This is a genomic window from Streptococcus sp. FSL E2-3488, assembly GCF_038003585.1.
GTDB classification, from domain to species: domain Bacteria; phylum Bacillota; class Bacilli; order Lactobacillales; family Streptococcaceae; genus Streptococcus; species Streptococcus thermophilus.
Genome location: NZ_JBBOPL010000001.1, coordinates 1,135,225 through 1,158,631, shown reverse-complemented (window position 1 = coordinate 1,158,631; position 23,407 = coordinate 1,135,225). Strand labels below are relative to the sequence as shown.

At 39.3% G+C, this 23,407-nt stretch carries 14 protein-coding genes and 4 pseudogenes; 15 read left to right on the top strand and 3 right to left on the bottom strand.

The window, feature by feature from the left end; translation table 11 throughout:
* Positions 1–98 precede the first annotated feature (98 nt).
* The 5 genes and pseudogenes from MHH90_RS05970 (at position 99) to MHH90_RS05950 (ending at position 6,156) form a co-directional block, all read left to right on the top strand.
* A protein-coding gene (locus tag MHH90_RS05970; RefSeq protein WP_113870474.1) for an IS3-like element ISSth1b family transposase occupies positions 99–1,669 on the top strand; the annotation gives its coding sequence in 2 pieces (ribosomal slippage) (positions 99–744 and positions 744–1,669; 1,572 coding nt in all).
* Positions 1,670–1,859: 190 nt separating this feature from the next.
* The gene (locus MHH90_RS05965) at positions 1,860–3,071 is read left to right on the top strand and encodes an ISL3 family transposase (RefSeq protein ID WP_014621445.1); all 1,212 of its coding nucleotides are present in this window, start codon (positions 1,860–1,862) and stop codon (positions 3,069–3,071) included.
* 122 nt (positions 3,072–3,193) lie between these two features.
* Positions 3,194–3,430 (top strand): annotated as a pseudogene (locus MHH90_RS05960) (ABC transporter permease); the annotation flags it as partial.
* Complete coding sequence (locus MHH90_RS05955) at positions 3,430–4,500, top strand: ABC transporter substrate-binding protein (RefSeq protein WP_011681050.1); 1,071 nt, start codon at positions 3,430–3,432, stop codon at positions 4,498–4,500. The pseudogene MHH90_RS05960 and the gene MHH90_RS05955, both read left to right, overlap by 1 nt.
* 117 nt (positions 4,501–4,617) lie before the next feature.
* A complete protein-coding gene (locus tag MHH90_RS05950) occupies positions 4,618–6,156 on the top strand; it encodes a ClC family H(+)/Cl(-) exchange transporter (RefSeq protein WP_340725838.1) in 1,539 nt (512 codons plus the stop codon).
* 48 nt (positions 6,157–6,204) lie between these two features.
* Here the strand turns inward: MHH90_RS05950 and MHH90_RS05945 are convergent.
* Positions 6,205–6,537: pseudogene (locus MHH90_RS05945) on the bottom strand (IS110 family transposase); the annotation flags it as partial.
* Between the two features lie 443 nt (positions 6,538–6,980).
* Here MHH90_RS05945 and MHH90_RS05940 point away from each other — a divergent pair.
* From MHH90_RS05940 to MHH90_RS05930, 3 genes are all read left to right on the top strand, one after another.
* Positions 6,981–11,837 carry a S8 family serine peptidase gene (locus tag MHH90_RS05940; protein ID WP_340725837.1) on the top strand — a complete coding sequence of 1,619 codons (4,857 nt, stop codon included), beginning with the start codon at positions 6,981–6,983 and terminating at the stop codon, positions 11,835–11,837.
* A gap of 125 nt (positions 11,838–11,962) precedes the next feature.
* Positions 11,963–13,542, top strand: a protein-coding gene (locus tag MHH90_RS05935; RefSeq protein ID WP_113870372.1) for an IS3 family transposase whose coding sequence is annotated in 2 segments (ribosomal slippage) — positions 11,963–12,617 and positions 12,617–13,542 — 1,581 coding nt in all. Because the reading frame shifts where the segments join, the coding sequence is not laid out codon by codon here.
* Positions 13,543–13,714: 172 nt separating this feature from the next.
* Positions 13,715–14,971 carry an ISL3-like element ISSth1 family transposase gene (locus MHH90_RS05930; protein WP_174220599.1) on the top strand — a complete coding sequence of 419 codons (1,257 nt, stop codon included), beginning with the start codon at positions 13,715–13,717 and terminating at the stop codon, positions 14,969–14,971.
* Positions 14,972–15,070: 99 nt separating this feature from the next.
* Here MHH90_RS05930 and rpsT read toward each other — a convergent pair whose 3' ends face one another.
* Together rpsT and coaA are read right to left on the bottom strand one after the other, a co-directional pair.
* Positions 15,071–15,307 (bottom strand): 30S ribosomal protein S20, encoded by a 237-nt coding sequence (gene rpsT / locus MHH90_RS05925; RefSeq protein WP_002947597.1) that lies wholly within the window; start codon positions 15,305–15,307, stop codon positions 15,071–15,073.
* 68 nt (positions 15,308–15,375) lie between these two features.
* Positions 15,376–16,296, bottom strand: a complete 921-nt coding sequence (gene coaA, locus MHH90_RS05920) for a type I pantothenate kinase (RefSeq protein ID WP_014727542.1) — start codon at positions 16,294–16,296, stop codon at positions 15,376–15,378.
* Positions 16,297–16,620: 324 nt separating this feature from the next.
* On the opposite strand from coaA, the gene MHH90_RS05915 reads away from it, so the two are divergent.
* The 7 genes and pseudogenes from MHH90_RS05915 (at position 16,621) to MHH90_RS05885 (ending at position 23,406) form a co-directional block, all read left to right on the top strand.
* Positions 16,621–17,211, top strand: a complete 591-nt coding sequence (locus tag MHH90_RS05915; RefSeq protein WP_002950490.1) for a class I SAM-dependent methyltransferase — start codon at positions 16,621–16,623, stop codon at positions 17,209–17,211.
* Positions 17,208–18,481: pseudogene (locus MHH90_RS05910) on the top strand (pyrimidine-nucleoside phosphorylase). Before MHH90_RS05915 ends, MHH90_RS05910 begins: the two are co-directional and overlap by 4 nt.
* A 32-nt stretch (positions 18,482–18,513) precedes the next feature.
* A pseudogene (gene deoC / locus MHH90_RS05905) lies at positions 18,514–19,176 on the top strand (deoxyribose-phosphate aldolase).
* Positions 19,163–19,561 carry a cytidine deaminase gene (locus MHH90_RS05900; protein ID WP_002950496.1) on the top strand — a complete coding sequence of 133 codons (399 nt, stop codon included), beginning with the start codon at positions 19,163–19,165 and terminating at the stop codon, positions 19,559–19,561. Before deoC ends, MHH90_RS05900 begins: the two are co-directional and overlap by 14 nt.
* Positions 19,562–19,629: 68 nt before the next feature.
* Positions 19,630–20,694: a BMP family lipoprotein gene (locus tag MHH90_RS05895; protein WP_024704314.1), complete on the top strand. Its 1,065-nt coding sequence runs from the start codon at positions 19,630–19,632 to the stop codon at positions 20,692–20,694.
* A gap of 113 nt (positions 20,695–20,807) precedes the next feature.
* The gene (locus MHH90_RS05890; protein WP_340725836.1) at positions 20,808–22,346 is read left to right on the top strand and encodes an ABC transporter ATP-binding protein; all 1,539 of its coding nucleotides are present in this window, start codon (positions 20,808–20,810) and stop codon (positions 22,344–22,346) included.
* Positions 22,339–23,406: an ABC transporter permease gene (locus MHH90_RS05885; RefSeq protein WP_002950506.1), complete on the top strand. Its 1,068-nt coding sequence runs from the start codon at positions 22,339–22,341 to the stop codon at positions 23,404–23,406. The genes MHH90_RS05890 and MHH90_RS05885 overlap by 8 nt, the downstream gene beginning before the upstream one ends.
* Position 23,407 lies beyond the last annotated feature (1 nt).

The window sequence follows — 23,407 nt, the reverse complement described above, 5'->3', positions numbered from 1 at the left end:
AACAACTAAAAATCCTGCTAGCCTATTGATATACTCCCCTTATAGTGGACAGTGAAAAAATAAAAATTTTCACTAGAAACTATAAGGGGAGTCTTATTATGTCCAAAAGAAGTCCAAAATCTGTATCTGAGAAACTAGAAATTGTTCTGCTTCACTTGGAAGAAGGTAAATCACTTAGTTGGTTAACTAGAAACCAAGGTATCTCTAAAGACACCCTATCGAACTGGGTTCGGAAGTACAAAGAAGCTGGTGTTGATGGGCTAGAGGAAAGCCGTCAATGGAAGAAGTATAGTAAGGAACTAAAGGAACAAGCTGTTTCCGACTATCTTAATGGCTTGGGAAGTCTCAAAGATCTGACCAAAAAATATGGAATTTCTGACCCTTATGTTCTCAGATCATGGATAAAAAGTTATACTAGTGGTAAAGAACTGAAAGCTACTAGTAAAGGAATGAGACGCATGAAGCAAGGACGCAAGACAACATTTGAAGAACGAATTGAGATTGTCAATTTTACCCTTGCCCACGAGAAAGATTACCAAGGGACTGTTGAGAAGTATGGTGTTTCCTACCAGCAGATCTATTCTTGGGTCAGAAAGTTCGAGAAGGACGGTTCTAACGGTCTCCTAGATCGTCGTGGAAAAGGTCTTACAAGTAAACCAAACCTTACTCCAGAAGAAGAGTTACGCCTCAAAATCAAGCAACAGGAAGAGCGGATTAAGTATCTTGAAATGGAGAACGGCCTGCTAAAAAAGTTAGAAGAAATCAAACGACGAAACCGACGGTAAGACTTGGTCGGCACTTGGAAACCTTCCAAGCGATTAAAGAATATGCGGATGAGTATGAAGAGGTTTCTATCAGCCACTTGTGCCATATTCTAAAGGTATCTCGCTCAGGCTATTACAAGTGGTTACAACATCAAGAAACAACTTCTGAACAGGAAAATTTAGGCTTGATGGATATCATCAAGAAACTTCATAGCCAGCATAATGGTATTCTTGGTTATCGTCGTATGACGCTATTTGTCAATCGCAAGCTTGAAACAAACTACAACAAGAAGCGGATTCGACGCTTGATGCACATTCTAGGTCTACGTTCCATTATCAGAAGAGCCAAGGGCTATTGTACTAAAACTAGCTTTGTCAATGTAGAGGACAACATTCTCAATCGTAATTTTACAGCCACTGCTCCAAATCAGAAATGGTGTACAGATGTGACTTTCTTGAAGTACGGTTTCAGCTGTAAAGCCTATTTGAGTGCTATTAAGGATCTTTACGACGGCTCAATTGTCGCCTATGTAGTTGGTCAATTTAATGATAACGAATTGGTATTGGAAACACTTCGTAAAGCACAAAAAGCTAATCCTAATGCGACACCATTAATTCACAGCGACCGAGGTTCGCAGTATACTTCGAAAGATTATTACCGTTTAACTACCCAGTATCAGATGACCCGCTCCATGTCTCGTGTTGGTAAGTGTATTGACAATGCACCAATTGAGAGTTTCTTTGGGCACTTTAAGACGGAGTGCTATGATTTGAAGAAGTATAAGACTTTTGAGGAGCTAGTTTCAGATATTGATGCCTACATCTATTTTTACAATCATCAACGTTTTCAAGAGCGCAATAACGGCCTTGCCCCTCTTGAAATGAGGAACAAGGCCGTCGCCTAATATTTTATTATTTCATTGTCCACTTGACAGGGAGCTGTTCATTGAAAGGACTTGGTTTAAAAAAAGGGCTCTATAATTTCTGTAGTGGGTAAAACCACCGTGGAGATTATGGAGCCTTTTTGAGTATAGAAAAAAAGTCCCATATGACCTATAATGAAAAGCGACTAAACTCACATTAGAAAGGGTTCATATGGAACAACTAAATCTTATCACAAATTTTCTCAGAATTAAAGACAAAAATATCACTATCACTGATGAAAATGATATGGGGACTCACTTAGAACTCCACGGTCACTTGGATTACACAGCCCCTAAATGTCCTTCTTGTAAGGGACTAATGGCTAAATATGATTTCCAGAAAGCCTCTAAGATCCCCTACCTAGAAACAGCTGGCTATCCCTTACTTATCCGTCTTCGAAAGCGTCGTTTCAAGTGTAAAGATTGCGGAAAAATGGCGGTCGCTGAAACTCCTCTTGTCAAGAAGAACCACCAAATCTCTGTCGCTGTTAACCAGAAAATCGCACAATTACTCATCGAAAATCAAGCAATGAAACATATTGCACACAGGCTATCAATTTCAACATCGTCAGTTATGAGAAAGCTCAATGAGTTCAAGTTTGAAACGGATTGGAATACCCTACCTGAGGTGATGAGTTGGGACGAGTATGCCTTCAAGAAGGGGAAAATGAGCTTCATCGCTCAAGATTTCGACTCCCTAAATGTCATCGCCATTCTCGACGGAAGAACCCAAGCAACCATCCGAAACCACTTTCTACGCTATCCTAGAAAGGTTAGAAATCGGGTCAAAGTGATTACCATGGATATGTTTAGTCCCTATTATCAACTTGCTAAACAGCTTTTTCCGAATGCAAAAATTGTACTCGATCGCTTTCATATCGTGCAACACCTTAGTCGTGCTATGAACCGTGTCCGTATTCAAATTATGAATCAATTCGACAGAAAATCGCAGGAATACCGAGCCTTGAAACGTTACTGGAAATTGATACAACAAGATAGCCGTAAACTCAGCGATAAACGATTTTATCGTCCTATGTTTCGAATGCATTTGACTAACAAGGAAATACTCGAAAAACTCCTGTCTTTCTCCGAGGAACTACGACAACACTATGAAATCTATCAGCTTCTCTTATTTCATTTCCAAGAGAAAAACTCAGATCATTTCTTCAGTCTCATCGAACAGGAAATAGCCACTGTTAATCCTATTTTCCAGACGGTATTGAAGACATTTTTAAAGGATAAAGACAAGGTTTTAAACGCCATGGAATTGCCTTATTCCAACGCCAAACTGGAAGCTACCAATAATCTCATCAAAGTCATTAAGAGAAATGCCTTTGGTTTCAGGAACTTTGAAAACTTTAAAAAACGGATTTTGATTGCATAGAACAGTGAAAAGGGCTGGGGAGAGCCCTTTTCAGCTTATCTCCTAAAAACAAGAAAGAGATAAAGAAAGAGAGAGCGAAGTTCGTCCTCTCTAGGTGTTAGCTTTTCATCTACCCACTACAGTTGACAAAGAGCCTTATCGCGGGTTATTTCATGGCTTTTACTTACTCTTTGGATGACTTTGCTGTAACCTTTTTCGTAACAGGAAATGGCTATTCAAATCTTTCTGTTGAAATCTACTCAAGGGCTCGACAAGGTATTTCTTTGGAAATCAATGCCTTGTCAGCGGTTGTGTTCCTTTTCTCTATCTTGTTGGTAGTGGGTTATTATTTCCTTTCACGTGAAAAGGAGGCCAACTAATGAAACGACTGTATTCATTTTTTGTAGGTATTGTAGCTATTATTCTTGTTTTATGGGGAATCAGCTACAAGTTAGAAGATAATTCGACACAAGGAACGATAGATAAATTGGTTATCTATAATTGGGGCGATTATATTGATCCTGAATTACTAGATGAATTTACTGCCGAGACAGGAATTCAGGTTGATTATCAGACTTTTGATTCCAATGAGTCCATGTACACAAAGATCAAGCAGGGGGGAACAATCTACGATTTAGCAGTTCCATCAGAATATATGATTTCCAAAATGACGGAAGAAAATATGCTGGTTAAGCTCGATAAGTCTAAAATCGAAGGTTTGGAGAACATTGACCCTCAATTTATGGGATTGAGCTTTGATAAGAATAATGACTATTCTATCCCCTACTTCTGGGGAACCTTGGGGATTGTGTACAATGATACTATGGTTGAAAATCCTCCTCAAGAGTGGGAAGACCTATGGTCCGACGAATACCGTGATAACATCATGTTAATTGATGGCGTGCGTGAGGTTATGGGCTTTGGTCTACAATCCCTAGGTTATAGCCTGAATTCTAAAAATCCTGTAGAGATTGAAGAAGCAGCTGAACATCTCTACAACCTGACACCAAATATCAAGGCTATTGTTGCTGACGAAATAAAGGGCTATATGATACAAGATGCAGCAGCCATTGCGGTGTCTTTCTCAGGTGAAGCCAGTGAAATGTTGGATGGAAATGAACATCTTCACTATGTCGTGCCATCGAAAGGATCGAATCTTTGGTTTGATAACATGGTAATTCCCAAATCAGCTAAAAACATTGATGGCGCCTATGCTTTTATGAGTTTCATGCTCCGTCCTGAAAATGCATTGCGTAATGCAGAATACGTGGGTTATTCCACTCCAATTCCTGCAGCCAAGGCTATGTTGGATGAAGAAACACAAAGTGATGAAGCTTTCTATCCTTCTGAGGAAACGATGAAGCAGATGGAAGTTTATGATAATTTAGGAAAAGAACTACTTGGTACTTACAATGATTTGTACCTCCAATTTAAAATGTATCGTAAATAATTTGATTGGACAGGTAGCAACATAAATATAAGAATGGGAGTGAGGTTCTTTACTAAGTACTTATTGCTCCCATTTTTTTGGCGTGTATACCATAGAAATAATGGAAAGGAAGTTCCAATGGAAAATCACCGGAAAGAAGTTAGTTTTATTTCGCAATCAATCATCTATTCGGTTCTGCTTGGTATTATAGTTGGTATTGCTGCTGGTTTAGTGGTTGTTGTATTTCGCTTAGCCATTGAAAAACTATTTGGTGTTTTTTCACACCTCTATCCTCTGGCAACAGACAATCCAATCTATTTACTTCTTATTGGGGGGCTTTATCTGGTTATAGCTTTACTTGTTGGCCACTTGATTAAGTACGAACCCAATGCAAAAGGTTCCGGAATTCCTCAAGTTGAAGCGGAACTAAAAGGATTGATGGATTTAAGTTGGTGGTCAGTTCTTTGGAAAAAATTTATCGGTGGCGTTTTATCCATTGCATCGGGCTTAATGCTGGGTCGAGAAGGTCCCAGTATTCAACTAGGTGCTCTAACAGCTAAAGGTGTATCAGTTCTTCTTAAATCCAGTGAAATGGAAAGAAGGAGTTTAATTGCTAGTGGTGCCGCGGCTGGTTTGGCAGCGGCTTTCAATGCCCCAATAGCTGGACTTTTATTTGTTGTAGAGGAAGTCTATCATCAGTTTTCGCGGCTGGTTTGGGTCTCAGCCTTAGCTGCTAGTATCACTGCAAACTTTATTTCCTTACATGTTTTTGGATTAACACCTGTTTTGCACATGCCGGAAGATTTGCAGCTACTATCTCTTGACCAATATTGGATCTATATCTTACTTGGTATTTTCCTTGGGCTTGCTGGATATGTATATGAAGTTGTTATCCTCAACATACAAGTTTTCTATACCATGCTTGCAAAAATCATTCCTCTCCCAGCTCCGTATTATAGTGTATTTGCCTTTTTGTTCATCATGCCGATTGGTTATTATTTCCCTAATCTATTGGGTGGCGGGCATCATTTGATTTTAGAGCTTCCACATCTGGATCAAGGGCTACTGACATTAGCAATCTTGATTTTAATACGATTTGTATGGAGTATGATTTCTTATGGTTCTGGTCTACCAGGGGGGATCTTTTTGCCTATATTAACCTTAGGAAGTATCCTTGGTCTATTTGTTGCACGGTTCTTCCTTGATATTGGTTTCATCAGTCAGGACCAGATGCTATTGTTTATTGTATTGGGGATGGCAGGCTTCTTTTCAGCGATTTCCAAAGCCCCTCTAACTGCTATTATTCTAGTAACTGAAATGGTAGGAAGTTTGAATCAATTGATGGTCATTGGGTTGGTGGTTTTGAGTTCCTATGTGATAATGGACATCTTAGGTGGCGCGCCTGTCTACGAAGCGATGTTGGAAAAAATTCTGCCAGAAGAAGTAGAACAGCAAGAACATATGACCTTAATAGAGGTTGTTGTCAACGAAACTTTGGATCAAACCTTTGTAAGTGAGTTACGTTTGCCGGATTCATGCTTGATTACCAGCCAAATTCATCACGGAAAGTCTAGGATTGTGAAAGGAAACAGCCAACTTTTTATGGGTGATTCCTTGCTCGTTGCAGTTCCAATTTCACAAATTCATGCCGTTCATAAGATATTTGAGGGAGATTAGCATTTTTTTAGATTGTCTTAACAAAGAGATGAGAAAAGTCCCAATATTATAATGTTTCTGTTGTCTGGTCAACTTTCTCAATTCTGGAATGATTACATCGGGAACAAAACTCCGAGGTAGCAGACCAATCCGCATTTATTTGGCAATCCAGTAAGCATCTTGCTTGTCAGTTTTCTGACCTGTAATGGCCTTCATGTGGGCTGGTTGAGCAAGTATTACCTCGAAGTCATCACATAGAGCATGCCAGACAGGTCACCAATAGACACCTGTGCTTTCCATACCAACAGCTTCCACATGAAATTGACTGAGAAAATCGTGGTAAGCACGTAGACCCTTAGTCGTTGTATCAAATGTAGCTAAGTAACACTTTGGACAAGTTGAGGGGAATACAAACGACAATGTCGACTTGATCTACACATGATTATCTATGACAATTCCTTCCTTCTTAAAATTAGAGAGCCTATCTACTGAATTTTAGTCATATTCTTGAGCGCATATTGTAGTTCTTATCAGTAGGGTGGAGTAGTTTTGTCATCATAATTAACATTAATAATGCACCAACAACAAGGCACTCATTAGGTATATAATCTTAGTGAGGGCTTTATGCTTATTTTCATTAAGGACGGAGCCATCATGAATGTCTTGCTCACTCCCTTTTTAGTGTGCATTATCTGTATCTATGGTTATAGATATTATTGATAGCTAGTTATAATTTGAAGAAATAACTGAATTTTCAGAATATACTTGCGATGCCGACAATTTTATGTTTTAATATATTTATTGGTTTTGCCAATAATGAAGGAGAAAAACTAGGAGGAAAAGTTATGAAAAAGAAAGAAACTTTCTCACTTCGAAAGTATAAAATTGGAACTGTGTCTGTTCTTTTGGGTGCAGTTTTTTTGTTTGCAGGTGCACCATCGGTAGCTGCAGATGAATTGACAAGCCTTGTAGAGACTAAGGTGGAAGCAACTGTTCCTGACGCAATCGTCAGCGAATCAGCCTCAGAAAGTCCCGTAGCCGAGGAGTTGGTTGACACTTCTGTGGAGGCTACCTCAACTGATGTAACCACTACAGATAATGAAGAGGAAACACTTGGCTCAGAAAGTCCCGTAGTCGAGGAGTTGGTTGACACTTCTGTGGAGGCTACCTCAACTGATGTAACCACTACAGATAATGTAGAGGAAACACTTGGCTCAGAAGCTCTTGAAAACATCACAAATACAGAAGTAGAAGCGACTCAACCAGCTGTAGAAACTCCAGCTATTTCAGAGAAAAAAGTAGAAGAAGAGGAGAAGCTTTCCGTAGCAGATGAGACTACTGCTATTACTAATCAGGAAGAAGCGAAACCACAAAACATTGATAGTAATACAATCATTACAGTACCTAAAGTTTGGGATAGTGGTTACAAGGGCGAAGGAACAGTAGTTGCAATCATAGATTCCGGTCTTGACGTTGACCACGATGTATTGCATATTTCAGATCTCTCAACCGCAAAATATAAATCAGAAAAAGAGATAGAAGCAGCTAAAGAAGTAGCAGGAATTTCCTACGGTGAATGGTTTAACGATAAGGTTGTATTTGGTTATAACTATGTTGATGTGAATACTGTCTTGAAAGAAGAAGACAAACGCTCACACGGTATGCACGTAACGAGTATTGCCACAGGAAATCCGACACAACCAGTCGCTGGACAATTAATGTATGGTGTAGCTCCTGAAGCGCAAGTCATGTTTATGCGTGTATTCTCAGACCTCAAAGCTACAACAGGCGCAGCATTGTATGTAAAGGCGATTGAAGATGCTGTAAAATTAGGTGCAGATAGCATCAACCTCAGCCTGGGAGGAGCTAACGGCTCTGTTGTTAACATGAATGAAAATGTGACTGCAGCAATCGAGGCTGCTCGTCGTGCAGGGGTTTCTGTTGTTATTGCAGCTGGTAATGATGGAACATTTGGTTCAGGTCATTCTAATCCGTCAGCCGATTATCCAGATTATGGCTTGGTCGGTGCACCTTCAACAGCTCGCGATGCAATTTCTGTCGCTTCTTACAATAACACAACGGTTGGTAGTAAAGTAATCAATATCATTGGCTTAGAAAACAATGCTGACTTGAATTACGGTAAGAGTTCGTTTGATAATCCAGAGAAAAGTCCGGTACCATTTGAAATCGGGAAAGAATATGAATATGTTTATGCGGGAATCGGTCAAGCTTCGGATTTTGATGGTCTAGATTTGACTGGAAAACTTGCACTTATTAAACGAGGAACCATCAGTTTCTCAGAAAAAATAGCCAATGCAACAGCTGCAGGTGCAGTAGGGGTGGTCATTTTCAATAGCCGTCCAGATGAAGCCAATGTAAGCATGCAACTTGATGATACAGCTATTGCAATTCCATCTGTCTTCATTCCATTGGAATTTGGTGAAGCTTTGGCAGCTAACTCATATAAGATTGCGTTCAATAACGAAACAGACATTCGTCCTAACCCAGAAGCAGGTCTTCTTTCAGATTTTTCAAGTTGGGGTCTATCAGCGGATGGCGAGCTAAAACCAGACTTAGCTGCTCCAGGTGGTGCTATTTATGCAGCCATCAATGATAATGACTATGCCAATATGCAGGGAACAAGTATGGCTTCACCACACGTAGCAGGAGCAGCCGTACTAGTAAAACAATATTTACAGGCAACTTACCCTACTAAGTCCCCTCAAGAAATCGAAGCCTTAGTAAAACACTTGCTTATGTCTACTGCTAAAGCACATGTGAACAAAGAAACAACAGCCTACACTTCCCCTCGCCAACAAGGTGCAGGTATCATCGATACTGCAGCAGCGATTTCTACAGGTTTATATTTGACTGGCGAAGACGGTTATGGCAGCATTACTTTGGGAAATGTTGAAGATACATTCAGCTTTACGGTCACACTTCATAACATTACAAACGAAGATAAGACTTTAAACTACTCAACGCAATTAACAACTGATACTGTCCAAAACGGATTGATCACCTTGGCTCCGCGTCTATTAGCTGAGATTCCTGGCGGTAAGGTGACTGTGCAAGCCAATTCAAGTACAACTGTTACAATTAATGTCGATGCATCAAGCTTTGCAGAAGAATTGACAGGTTTAATGAAAAACGGTTACTATCTTGAAGGTTTTGTTCGATTTACAGATGTAGCCGATGGCGGTGATATTGTCAGCATTCCATACATTGGTTTCCGTGGGGAATTCCAAAATCTAGCCGTTCTAGAAGAGCCGATTTACAATCTTATTGCCGATGGTAAGGGGGGCTTCTACTTTGAACCTGTTACAGCACAACCAGATAGTGTTGACATCAGCCATCACTACACAGGTCTTGTTACAGGAAGTACGGAGTTAATCTATTCTACAGACAAACGATCTGACTTTGCGATCAAGAAGACTCTAGGTACATTTAAAAATGAAGCAGGATACTTTGTTTTAGAGCTTGATGAGTCTGGTAAACCTCATTTAGCTATCTCGCCAAATGGGGATGACAACCAAGATTCGCTCGCTTTCAAAGGTGTCTTCTTGAGAAATTATACGGATTTAGTCGCAAGCGTCTATGCTGCAGATGATACTGAGCGAACAAATCCACTTTGGGAAAGTCAACCACAGTCAGGCAATAAGAACTTCTATAGTGGTGATCCTAAAAATCCAAAATCAAGCATTATTTACCCTACTGAATGGAATGGGACAGACAGCGAGGGAAATGCTTTAGCAGATGGTAAGTATCAATACGTTTTGACCTACTCATCTGAAGTTCCAGGTGCAGCAGTACAAACTATGATTTTCGATGTTATCATCGATAGAGAATCACCAGTTATCACCACAGCTACCTATGATGAAACAAACTTTACATTTAACCCTCGTCCAGCCATTGAAAAAGGAGAATCCGGTCTATATCGCGAGCAAGTATTCTACCTTGTAGCAGATGCAAGCGGTGTGACAACTATTCCTTCCTTATTAGAAAATGGAGATGTAACCGTTTCTGATAATAAGGTATTTGTGGCACAAAACGATGATGGCTCCTTTACATTGCCTCTTGATCTTGCAGATATTTCAAAATTCTACTACACAGTGGAGGATTATGCTGGTAACATCAGCTATGAAAAAGTAGAGAATCTGATCAGTATTGGCAATGAAAAAGGGTTGGTAACTGTCAATATTCTTGATAAAGATACAAATAGTCCTGTACCAATACTTTTCTCTTACTCAGTCACCGATGAAACAGGCAAGATTGTTGCAGAATTACCACGATATGCCGGCGATACTAGCGTTCTTAAGCTACCATTTGGTACTTACACCTTTGATTTATTCTTATATGATACAGAGTGGTCAAGCCTAGCAGGTGAAACAAAAGCAGTCGTGACGATTTTGGAAGATAATAGCACTGCCGAGGTGAATTTCTATGTGACTTTGAAAGATAAGGCTAACTTGCTGATAGATATTGATGCATTACTACCTTCTGGTTCAACCATCCAACTGGTAACTGCTGATGGTCAGGCTATTCAGCTACCAAATGCTAAATATTCTAAGACTGATTATGGTAAATTTGTACCAGTTGGTACCTACACTATCCTTCCAACCCTCCCAGAAGGCTATGAATTTTTGGAAGAATTAGACGTAGCAGTACTTGCAAACCAGTCAAATGTTAAGAAATTAACCTTGATTAATAAAGTTGCTTTGAAAGAACTGATTGCTGAACTTGCAGGACTTGAAGAAACAGCGCGTTATTACAATGCTAGTCCAGAACTTCAAACTGCCTATGCTAAAGCATTAGAAGATGCCAATGCAGTATATGCCAATAAACACAATCAGGCACAAGTAGATTCAGCACTTGCCAGTCTTGTGGCGGCGAGAGAACAGCTAAACGGTCAGGCTACCGATAAGGAAAAACTAATTGCTGAAGTATCAAACTACACACCGACTCAGGCAAACTTTATTTATTACAATGCTGAAAATACCAAACAAATTGCCTATGATACAGCTGTTCGTTCAGCACAACTTGTATTGAACCAAGAGAATGTAACTCAGGCAGTTGTCAACCAAGCGTTGGCTGACTTGTTAGCAGCGAAAGCCAACTTAGATGGTCAAAAGACTGATATTTCAGCCCTTCGTAGCGCAGTATCTGTTTCTTCCGTATTAAAAGCGACAGATGCTAAGTATCTCAATGCATCTGAGAACGTGAAACAAGCTTATGACCAGGCAGTTGAAGCAGCGAAAGCGATTCTAGTTGATGAATCTGCAAGCCAAGCAAGTGTCGATCAAGCTCTAGCCGTTCTGACAAGCGCTCAGGCAGAACTGGATGGTGTTGCTACTTCAACAAATGATGCCAAAGAGCCAGCAAATACTGCCACTGACAAAAAAGATGAAGGCACTGTAACGCCTCCACCTATAGACTCAGAAATAGTTGATGTACAGGCACCTCCTGTAAAAGATACTGGGAATTCAGAGCATGTACCGATAGGTCAGAAGCCAAACCCTCAACCAACTTTACCTCGTCCAGTCACTTTGCAAGCTAGTCTATCTAGTCCTAATCAAGAAAAACAGGTGACTCAACTACCAAATACTGGAGAAAATGATACGAAATACTATCTTGTTCCTGGTGTCATTATTGGGCTAGGGACTCTGTTGGTAAGCATACGACGTCACAAGGAAGAAGTATAACCAACACTAGCTTTATCACAAGTTTGCTAAATAATAAAACCGCTTAATCATTGTGATATACTCCCCTTATAGTGGACAGTGAAAAAACAAAAATTTTCACTAGAAACTATAAAGGGAGTTTTATTATGTCCAAAAGAAGTCCAAAGTCTATCTCTGAGAAACTAGAAATTGTTCTACTCCACTTGGAAGCTGGGAAATCACTTAGCTGGTTAGCTAGGCGCTATGGTGTGTCTAAAGACACTCTATCAAACTGGGTTCGGAAGTACAAAGAAGCTGGTGTTGAGGGGACTAGAGGAAAGTCATCACTGGACGAAGTGACGAAGTATAGTAAGGAACTAAAGGAACAAGCTGTTTCCGACTATCTCAATGGCTTGGGAAGTCTCAAAGATTTGACTGAAAAATATGGAATTTCTTGTGATTATGTTCTCAGATCTTGGATAAAACATTATACTAGTGGTAAAGAATTGCAAGCTACTAGTAGAGGAATGAGTCGCATGAAACAAGGATGCAAGACAACTTTTGACGAACGGGTTGAGATTGTCAATTTTACCCTTGCCCACGAGAAAGATTACCAAGGGGCTGTTGAGAAGTATGGCGTTTCCTACCAACAGGTCTATTCGTGGGTCAGAAAGTTTGAGAAGGACGGTTCTAACGGCCTCCTCGACCGTCGTGGAAAAGGTTTGGAAAGTAAGCCTAATCTGACTTCGGAAGAAGAGTTACGCCTAAAAATCAAGCAACAGGAAGAACGGATTAAGTATCTTGAAATGGAGAATGGCCTGCTAAAAAAGTTAGAAGAAATCAAGCGACGAAACCGACGGTAAGACTAGGTCGCCACTTGGAATCCTTCCAAGCGATTAAAGAATATGCGGATGAACAGAAAGAGGCTTCTATCAGCCACTTGTGCCGTATTCTAAAGGTATCTCGCTCAGGCTATTACAAGTGGTTGCGTCATCAAGAAACTCCTTCTGAACAAGAAAATACAAGATTGATAGACGTCATCAAGGCCCTTCATAGCCAACATAATGGCATTCTTGGTTATCGTCGTATGACTCGATTTGTCAATCGCAAGCTTGAAACAAACTACAATAAGAAGCGGATTCGTCGCTTGATGCATATTCTAGGTATTCGCTCCATTATCAGAAGATCCAAGGGGTATTGCACCAAGACTAGCTTTGTCAATGTAGAAGACAATATTCTCAATCGTGATTTTACAGCTACTGCCCCCGATCAGAAATGGTGTACAGATGTGATGTTTTTGAAGTACGGTATCGGCTGTAAAGCCTATTTGAGTGCGATTAAGGACCTTTATGACGGCTCTATTGTCGCTTATGTGGTTGGTCAGTTTAATGATAATGAATTGGTATTCGAAACACTTCGTAAAGCCCGAAAAGCTAATCCTGAGGCGACACCATTGATTCACAGCGACCGAGGTTCACAATATACTTCGAAAGATTATTACCGTTTAACGACCAAGTATCAGATGATCCGCTCCATGTCTCGTGTTGGTAAGTGGATTGACAACGCACCAACTGAGAGCTTCTTTGGGCACTTTAAGACGGAGTGCTATGATTTGAAGAAATATAAGACTTTTGAGGAGCTGGTGTCAGATATTGATGCCTACATCTATTTTTATAATCATCAACGTTTTCAAGAACGCAACAACGGCCTTGCCCCTCTTGGAATGAGGAACAAGGCCGTCGCCTAATCTTTTATTATTTCATTGTCCACTTGACAGGGAGCTGTTCATATTGTGGCTCTATAATTTCTGTAGTGGGTAAATCCTCTATGGAGATTATGGAGCCTTTTTGATTGTAGAAAAAAAGTCCCATATGACCTATAATGAAAAGCGACTAAACCATCATTTTAGAAAGACTCATATGGAACAACTAAATCTTATCACAAATTTTCTTGGAATAAAAGACAAAAATATTATCATCACTAATGAATACGATATGGGAATGCACAAAGAACTTCACGGTTACTTGGATTACGAGTCTCCTAAATGTCCTGCCTGCAAGGGACAGATGGGCAAATACGACTTCCAGAAAGCCTCTAAAATCCCGTATCTGGAGTGTGCTGGCTACCGAACTCTCATTCGCCTGAAAAAGCGCCGTTTCAAGTGTAAGGAGTGCGGAAAAATGGCTGTCGCGGAAACTTCTCTGGTCAAGAAGAATCACCAAATCGCAACCGTCGTCTATCAGAAAATCGCTCAATTGCTCATTGAAAAACAGTCTATGGCCGACATTGCCAAGCGCCTTGCCGTCTCTACCTCAACCGTCAGTCGCAAGCTAAATGAGTTCCAATTTAAAACCGACTGGAATTGGCTGCCTGAGAATATGAGCTGGGATGAGTACGGCTTCAAGAAGGGAAAAATGAGTTTCATCGCTCAGGATTTCGACTCATTAAAAGTCATCACAATCCTCGACGGACGCACGCAAGCAACGATTAGAAACCACTTCCTACGCTATTCCAGACAGGATAGAAATCGCGTTAAAGTCATCACTATGGACATGTTTAGCCCTTATTACGACATCGCCAGAAAATTATTCCCTAACGCTAAGATTGTCCTTGATCGCTTTCACATTGTGCAACACCTTAGTCGTGCTATGAACCGCGTCCGCATTCAAATCATGAACCATTTGGACCGTCAGTCACAGGAATATCGTGCCCTGAAACGCTACTGGAAACTGATCCAACAAGATAGTCGCAAACTCAACGATAAACGCTTTTATCGTCCGACTTTTCGTGCGCATTTAACCAACAAGGAAATCCTAGAAAAGCTACTGTCATACTCTCAAGAACTGAGAGAACATTATGAACTCTACCAACTTTTACTTTTCCATTTCCAAGAGAAGAACTCGGACCATTTCTTTGACCTCATTGAAGAGACGAGTTCCAGCGTACACCCTATCTTTCAGACAGTTTTTAGAACTTTTTTGAAAGATAAAGACAAGATTATCAACGCCCTCGAACTGCCGTATTCAAACGCAAAACTGGAAGCAACGAACAATCTCATCAAGGTCATTAAGCGAAATGCCTTTGGCTTCAGGAACTTTGAAAACTTTAAGAAACGGATTTTGATGGCAGTAAATATTAAAAAAGAGAAGACCAAACTGGTCCTCTCAAGAATTTAGCTTTTCATCTACCCACTACAGTTGACAAAGAGCCCATATTGTTAGCAGGATTTTTATGATATTTTTTTGACAAGAAAAAACTCCTACTGGAGTTTTCGATTAGTTAGCCAATTTAGCTGCAAGACGTGATTTATCTCGGCTTGCTTTGTTTTTATGAATCAAACCTTTTGAAGCGGCTTTATCGATGCTTGCTGATGCAGCTCGGAAAGCTTCTTCAGTTGGGTTAGCCTTGAATGCCTTAATAACAGTACGCAAAGCTGATTTTTGAGCTGAGTTTTTTTCGTTTTGTTTAACGTTAAGTTCAGCGCGTTTGATAGCTGATTTAATATTTGCCAATGTTTTCACCTCCAAATTTATCTAACTATGTCATTATACGTTATTTTAGAACCCTTGGCAAGCTTTTTCTATTTTTTTAAATGAATGAGGTCGATTTTATGACTATCACCTTTATGAAGAATAAGCTCTGCACGATTTCGTGTGGGTTCGATATAATTTTCTAGATTTACCAAGTTGATTTCTTTCCAAGTTTTTTGCGCTAAGGAAAGAGCTTCTTCTTTTGTAAATTTGGTAAAACGATGGTAATAGTTGTTTTCATCTTTTCGAGCAAGTTCAAGAAGAGTTTGAAAACGTTCAAGATACCAAGTTTTGATATTTTTCACGTCAGCATCAATATAGATAGAAAAATCAAAATAGTCACTCATATAGAGACGTTGGTTAATGGGATTCTGAAAAACATTAATACCTTCAACAATTAGGAAATTTGGTTGACTAATTTTCTGAGTAAGTCCTGGTACAATATCATAAATCTCATGTGAGTAAACAGGAATGTTAACAACCCCACCATTTTTTACGGTATCTAGAAAATTGAGAAGTAGTGGCATGTCGTAGGATTCGGGGAAGCCTTTACGATTAAGTATTCCCTTATCTATGAGGACCTGGTTAGGGAATAAAAAACCATCTGTTGTCACCATATCAACCTTCGCCTTAGGGAAGGTTCTTTGAAGAAGTAGTTGCAGAAGGCGACTAGTTGTTGATTTTCCGACTGCAACAGAACCTGAGATACCAATAATAAAAGGTCTGTTAGCCTGTGCTTTTTGCAAAAAAATCCCTTTTGAAAAGGTGAGGTCCTCTGCAGCTCGATGATAAATACGAATCAAATTGATTAAAGGAAGATAGATGTCCCTCACTTCCTGAACGTCAATCTTGTCATTTAAACTCCTAATGGATTCTAGTTCTTCTGGGGTTAATGATACTTGATCTTCTTGATAGAATCTTTGCCAATCGCTCCGAGATATAGTTTCAAAATTGATAAATTCGTTTAACATGGCTTAATTATAGCAGAATTTACTAATTCATGTAAGCCTTATCAAAACACTAAATAATAAATGATGGATTTAAAACAAAAGGAACATAAACCTTTACAAAATTGTTGACATTACTTTTTTTTGTTATGCTACACTAATTTTGTAAGCATTCTTATTTCAAAAGATACTTGAGAGATACTTGAAATATCAAGGTGTTTTCTTAATGAATTCCTTCTCATTTATATAGCATTCTCTATAGCATTCTCTTTTTTTTTCTGTTATACTTAATATGATATGAGCCTTATCATTTTCTATGACTTGATAAGAACACAAAGAAGGAAAAATATGTCTAAAATGTATTATGCAGAGATGCCAGATGCGGCTCACGATATTCACGATCTTAATGTAGCACTCTTAGGTCAAGGTTTCCATTTTTATACTGATGCAGGTGTGTTTTCAAAAAAAATGGTGGATTATGGTAGTCAGGTCTTGCTCAATGCTTTAGATTTAGAAAGAGGAAAAAACCTACTTGACGTTGGTTGTGGCTATGGTCCATTAGGAATTAGCCTAGCAAAGGTTCAAGGCGTCCAATCGACGATGATTGATATAAATAGTAGGGCTATAGATTTAGCTAAAAAAAATGCTGAACGTAACGGAGTAGTCGCTCACATTTTCCAATCAAACATCTATGAAAATGTCTCAGAAAAGTTTGATTATATAATATCCAATCCACCAATACGTGCAGGGAAAAAGGTAGTTCATGAAATTATCGAAGGGGCATTTGATCACCTTAATCAAGGTGGAAGTTTAACAATTGTTATCCAGAAGAAACAAGGAGCACCTTCTGCTAAAGTGAAGATGGAAAATGTCTTTGGAAATGCGGAAATTATAAGAAAAGATAAGGGGTATTACATACTTAGAAGCGAAAAGTTATGAGAACAGTTGATTTAATTGAAAAAACGTGATGGTGGTAATTGACCACTGAAGAAATAGCTTATCTCATTCGAGGGTATGTATCCGGTGACATTCCAGATTATCAGGTTTCAGCTCTGGCGATGGCAATCTATTACAAAGGGATGAGTATTCGTGAAATTCATGATTTAACGACAGAGATGGTTTCTTCAGGTGATCAATATGATTTATCTAGTATTGAAGGCGTTAAAGTTTATAAACATTCAACTGGTGGTGTTGAAGATAAAGTAACAATCATTTTAATGCCATTAGTTGTAAGTTTTGGTGTGCCTGTAGCTAAAATGAGCGGACGTGGATTAGCCCATACTGGAGGTACGATTGATAAACTTGAATCTATAAAAGGATATCAAGTCGAACGTACCAAAGAAGAATTTATTCAACAAGTTAAAGAAATTGGTAATTTCTCTTATTGAACAGTCAGAACATCTTGTTAAAGCGGACAAACTTCTTTATGCACTTAGAGACGTGACTGCTACAGTAGATTCAATTCCTTTGATTGCAAGTTCTGTTATGTCTAAGAAGATTGCTGCAGGAGATAAGATCCTTTTAGACGTTACGGTAGGTCAAGGTGCTTTTATGAAGAGTTTGGAAGAGGCTGAGCACCTTTCTGAAACAATGGTTTCCTTAGGCCGTGAAATGGGTCGAGAAACAATTGCAGTGATTACAGATATGAGTCAACCACTTGGTAGAGCTATTGGTAACTGTCTTGAAATTTTTGAAGCTATTGAAATCATGCAAGGTAAGGGCCGTGCAGACATTACAGAGTTCATTTGTGAATTAGCAGAGATTATTTTAAATTTGACAGGAGTTGAATCGAGTTCAGATAAAATTCGTCAACATTTAGTGGAGGGTGTAGCTCTATCTAAATTTGAAGAACTTATTGAAGCTCAAGGTGGAGACTTGGATGACCTTTATCGTAAGAGTGCAGCAGCTTATGTCACAGAAGTTTTGGCTGATGAAGAGAGTTATATTTCTGAACTACCAGCTTTAGCATTTGGTAAATATGCTATGAAATTAGGGGCTGGTCGTACTACTAAAGCTGACACTCTTAATTATGAAACAGGGATTGTTTTTGAGAAAAAAGTGGACGATTCTGTCAAAGTAAGTGAAACTGTTGATAATATTTATAGTGACCAAGCCCTAATCGAAGAGCTAATTGATGAATTTAAAGCTTATATTACAAATCAGCAATGAATGTAAGAAGCCAAAAGAAATTTTAAAAATTATTTCTTAATAAATGAGAGAGCTTGTTTAAGGAGTATATTTATGACAGTTAATACATATATTGACCACACTTTACTAAAGCCAGATGCGACCGCTTGAACAGATTGAAAAGTTGATTGCAGAAGCAAAAAAATATGAATTTGCAAGTGTTTGTGTTAATCCAACTTGGGTAAAGACTGCTGCTGATTTGCTAAAAGATAGTTCCATTAAGGTTTGTACAGTAATTGGATTCCCACTAGGAGCAACAACATCGTCTGTTAAAGCGTTTGAAACACGAGATGCAATTTCAATGGTGTAGATGAAGTCGATATGGTAATCAATATCGGTGCTCTAAAATCTGGACAGAATGAACTTGTTGAATCGGATATTAAAGCAGTAGTGGACGCTAGTGGAGATAAGCTAGTCAAAGTCATTATTGAGACTTGCCTGCTTAGTTACGATGAAAAAGTTCAAGCCTGTCAACTTGCCAAACTTGCAGGAGCAGACTTCGTAAAAACCTCTACTGGTTTCTCAACTGGTGGGGCAACTATAGAAGATGTTGAACTCATGCGAGAAGTAGTAGGACCAAATATGGGGGTTAAAGCAGCTGGAGGAATACGTTCCTATAAAGATGCGCAAGCTTTTATTAAAGCAGGGGCTAATCGGATTGGAACATCTGCGGGTGTTGCGATAATGGAAGGTGAGAGTGTCGATGGTGGATACTGAGATATCACAAATTATTGAGGAAGCTGAGGAAGTTGCTGGCAACGCCTACGTTCCTTACTCACATTTCCGCGTAGGTGCAGCTCTTCTGACAAACGACGGTCAGATGTATAAAGGTTGCAACATTGAGAATGCATCTTTTGGTTTAACTAATTGCGCAGAACGTACTGCTATATTTAAAGCAGTTTCAGAAGGTCATCGAGATTTTGAAATGATAGTCGTCTACGGTGACACTGAGCAACCCATCTCACCTTGTGGTGCCTGCCGTCAAGTAATGGCCGAATTTTTTAAACAGGATTCTAAAGTGATTCTTATCGCTGAAGATAAATCGACAGTCGTGATGACAGTCGGAGAGTTGTTACCATACTCTTTTACAGACTTACAATAGTCTAGTTGTTATATTCTTTATTAAGCAGGGTTTCTTGCAAGTTTATAGGAGGAGTGTTCAAGATGAAATTGAACAAGAGAATTATTGGAATTGGTCTTGTTGCTGTAGCAGTAGTTGGTCTTGTGGCCTGTGCTCGTGGTGGACGAGGTGGATCAGCAGCTGATTCGAAAGTTAGAGCTGCAATTATTACAGATAGTGCTGGTGTTGATGATAAATCATTTAACCAATCAGCATGGGAAGGTCTTCAAGCTTGGGGTAAAGCTAACAAACTTGAAAAAGATTCAGGTTACACATATTTCCAATCAAACTCAGAATCTGATTTTGCAACGAACTTGTCATCAGCTGTAGACCAAAATTATAATCTTATCTTTGGTGTTAGTTTTAGACTTCACGATGCTATTTCAGAATCAGCTAAAGATAATGAGAAAATTAATTACGTTATCATCGATGACGTAATTAAAGACCAAAAGAACGTTGAAAGCGTATTGTTTGCTGATAATGAAGGAGCTTACCTTGCAGGTATCGCCGCAGCAATGCAATCACAAAACAAGAAAGTTGGTTTCATCGGTGGTCAAAAATCAGACACAATTACACGTTTCGAAGCTGGTTTCACTGCAGGAGCTAAATCTGTAAAACCTGATATTGATGTTCAAGTTCAATATGCTGAGTCATTCAATGATGCTGCTAAAGGTTCAACTATTGCTTCAACAATGTATGCTTCAGGCGCAGATGTTATCTATCAAGCTGCTGGCGGAACTGGTACAGGTGTCTTCACAGCCGCTAAAGAGGTTAATGAAAAACTTAGCGCTGATAGCAATAAAAAAGTTTGGGTAATCGGTGTTGACCGTGACCAATCAGCAGAAGGAAACTATACGTCTTCAGATAAGAAAAAATCTAACTTCGTTTTAACTTCAACAATTAAACAGGTTGGTACAGTCGTTAAAGACATTGCTAACGATCAAGTCAAAGGCAAAGAATTTGAAGGTGGTAAAACTAAGACTTATGGTATCAAAGATGGTGGTGTTGACATCGTAACATCTAGTCTCCCTTCAGATATTAAGGATGCAGTCGTAAAAGCTAAAGATCAAATCAAGAATGGTGAATTGAAACCAACTGATGGTCTTAGCAAATAATAGGTTAAGTACACATACTTAGACCTTAAACTGGGACAATTTTTGTCTCAGCAAAGGGAAGCAGTTTATGATTTCTTTTGCTGATATAATAATTATTTTTGATAGGAGATTGTATGACGAAGCCAAATGTCATTGAAATGCACGACATTACCAAAAAATTTGGTGAATTTGTTGCAAACGATCACATCAATCTCGATGTGAGACCAGGAGAAATCCATGCCCTCCTCGGTGAAAATGGTGCGGGTAAGTCAACCTTAATGAATATGCTTGCAGGCCTTTTACAGCCTACAAGTGGAACAATTAAGGTAAATGGGCAAGTTGTGTCTATTGATTCACCGTCTAAAGCAACAAAATTGGGTATTGGGATGGTCCACCAGCACTTTATGTTGGTTGAAGCTTTTACAGTTGTTGAAAACATCATTTTAGGTAGTGAAGTGACCAAATCTGGTGGTGTTCTTGATATGAAGAAGGCTGTAAAGGAAATTACAGAATTGTCTCAACGATATGGCCTTGCGGTTGATCCATCAGCTAAGGTTGCTGACATCTCTGTCGGTGCCCAACAACGTGTTGAAATCCTTAAAACCTTGTACCGTGGTGCTGATATTTTGATTTTCGATGAGCCCACAGCCGTTTTGACACCTTCTGAAATTACGGAACTTTTAAACATCATGAGAACTTTGGTTAAGGAAGGTAAGTCTATTATCCTTATCACCCATAAGTTGGATGAAATTCGTGCGGTTTCTGATCGTGTTACGGTTATCAGACGTGGTAAGTCAATTGATACAGTTACTATCGAAGGGTCTACAAATGCCGATTTGGCTGAGATGATGGTTGGTCGTCATGTTTCCTTTAAAACAGAGAAAATTCCTTCAAATCCTAAAGAAGTGGTTCTTTCTATTAAAAATTTGGTGGTTAATGAGAATCGAGGCATTCCAGCTGTTAAAAACTTATCGTTAGATGTGCGTGCTGGTGAGATAATTGGTATCGCTGGTATTGATGGAAATGGACAGACAGAACTTGTCCAAGCGATTACGGGACTTCGTAAAATTGAATCTGGTGACATCACTATTAAGGGTGAGTCTATCATTAATAAGACCATACGTCAGATTACTGAGATGAGTGTCGGTCATATTCCAGAGGATCGCCATCGTGATGGTATGATTCTTGAGATGACAGTTGCTGAAAATATTGCTCTTCAAACCTATTATAAGGAGCCTAATTCTAAGAATGGTATTTTGAATTATAATATCATAAATGCAAAGGCTAGTGAATTGATGAACGAATTTGACGTTCGTGGTGCTGGAGAATTAATCGCCGGTGGTGATTTGTCAGGTGGTAACCAACAAAAAGCAGTTATCGCCCGTGAAATTGACCGTAATCCAGATCTTCTTATTGTAAGTCAACCAACTCGTGGTCTTGATGTTGGTGCCATTGAGTATATCCGTAAACGTATTATCGCTGAACGCGATAAAGGTAAGGCTATCATTGTTGTCAGCTTTGAATTGGATGAAATTCTTGATATGTCAGATCAAATTGCTGTTATCTATGATGGTGCGATTCAAGGTATCCTAGATCCTGTTAAAACCAATAAGCAAGATCTTGGTATCCTTATGGCTGGTGGACAATTGAATAAGGAGGAAGCAAATGTCTAAAAAAACACAAAATTGGGCAGTTCCTTTAATTGCTATCCTCTTGGGAATGCTGGTCGGTGCAGTTTTGATGTTAATCTTTGGTTATGATCCATTCTGGGCTTACTACGATCTTTTCTCAACGGCCTTTGGTTCTTTGAAAAATATTGGTGAAATTCTACGTGCGATGAGTCCATTGATTCTGATTGCACTTGGTTTCTCTGTAGCATCTAAGGCAGGACTTTTCAACATTGGTTTGCCAGGGCAGGCCTTAGCTGGTTGGACCTCTGCGGTGTGGTTTGCGCTAGCCTTTCCTGAATTACCTAAAGTAGTTTCTATTGTTTGTACTGTCATTATTGGTCTAGTTGCCGGTGGTATCACTGGTGCTGTTCCAGGTATTCTTCGTGCCTACCTTGGAACAAGCGAGGTTATCGTTACCATCATGATGAACTATATCATTTTGTATGTTGCTAACAATATTGTCCGTTTTGGTTTCACAGCTGATATGTTACGTTCATCAGAAGCCTCTAACAGGGTTTCAGCTTCCGCAAGTTACCAAACAGATTTTCTGTCTTCTTTAACAGATGGATCACGTTTCAATATTGGTTTCTTTCTTGCTATTGTAGCTGTATTCCTAGTTTGGTTCATGCTTAAGAAAACAACAACAGGGTTTGAAATTACATCTGTTGGTTTTAATCCAAATGCGTCTGAGTACGCCGGAATCTCATCAAAACGAGTGATTATCATGTCTATGATTATTTCAGGTGCACTCTGTGGTCTTGGAGGAACAGTAGAAGGACTTGGGACTTTCCAAAATGCCTTTGTACAAAATTCTTCATTAGCTATCGGTTGGAATGGTATGGCCGTTTCCCTCTTAGCAGCCAATTCACCAATTGGTATTCCATTTGCAGCTCTTCTCTATGGTGTCTTGTCTGTTGGTAAAACTGGTATGATTGGTGTGCCATCAGAAATTATTGATGTTGTATCAGCTTTGATTATCTTTTTCGTTGGTGCCAACTACATTATTAAATATTGGATTCGCCCTCGTCATAAATCAGTGAAAGCTAAAGGAGGACAAAACTAAT

Bases quoted from the DNA above. Each gene is read 5' to 3' on its own strand.
- MHH90_RS05965 (WP_014621445.1), top strand. From the start codon at position 1,860: ATGGAACAACTAAATCTTATCACAAATTTTCTCAGAATTAAAGACAAA.
- MHH90_RS05955 (WP_011681050.1), top strand. From the start codon at position 3,430: ATGAAACGACTGTATTCATTTTTTGTAGGTATTGTAGCTATTATTCTT.
- MHH90_RS05950 (WP_340725838.1), top strand. From the start codon at position 4,618: ATGGAAAATCACCGGAAAGAAGTTAGTTTTATTTCGCAATCAATCATC.
- MHH90_RS05940 (WP_340725837.1), top strand. From the start codon at position 6,981: ATGAAAAAGAAAGAAACTTTCTCACTTCGAAAGTATAAAATTGGAACT.
- MHH90_RS05930 (WP_174220599.1), top strand. From the start codon at position 13,715: ATGGAACAACTAAATCTTATCACAAATTTTCTTGGAATAAAAGACAAA.
- coaA (WP_014727542.1), bottom strand. From the start codon at position 16,296: ATGTTAAACGAATTTATCAATTTTGAAACTATATCTCGGAGCGATTGG.
- MHH90_RS05915 (WP_002950490.1), top strand. From the start codon at position 16,621: ATGTCTAAAATGTATTATGCAGAGATGCCAGATGCGGCTCACGATATT.
- MHH90_RS05900 (WP_002950496.1), top strand. From the start codon at position 19,163: ATGGTGGATACTGAGATATCACAAATTATTGAGGAAGCTGAGGAAGTT.
- MHH90_RS05890 (WP_340725836.1), top strand. From the start codon at position 20,808: ATGACGAAGCCAAATGTCATTGAAATGCACGACATTACCAAAAAATTT.
- MHH90_RS05885 (WP_002950506.1), top strand. From the start codon at position 22,339: ATGTCTAAAAAAACACAAAATTGGGCAGTTCCTTTAATTGCTATCCTC.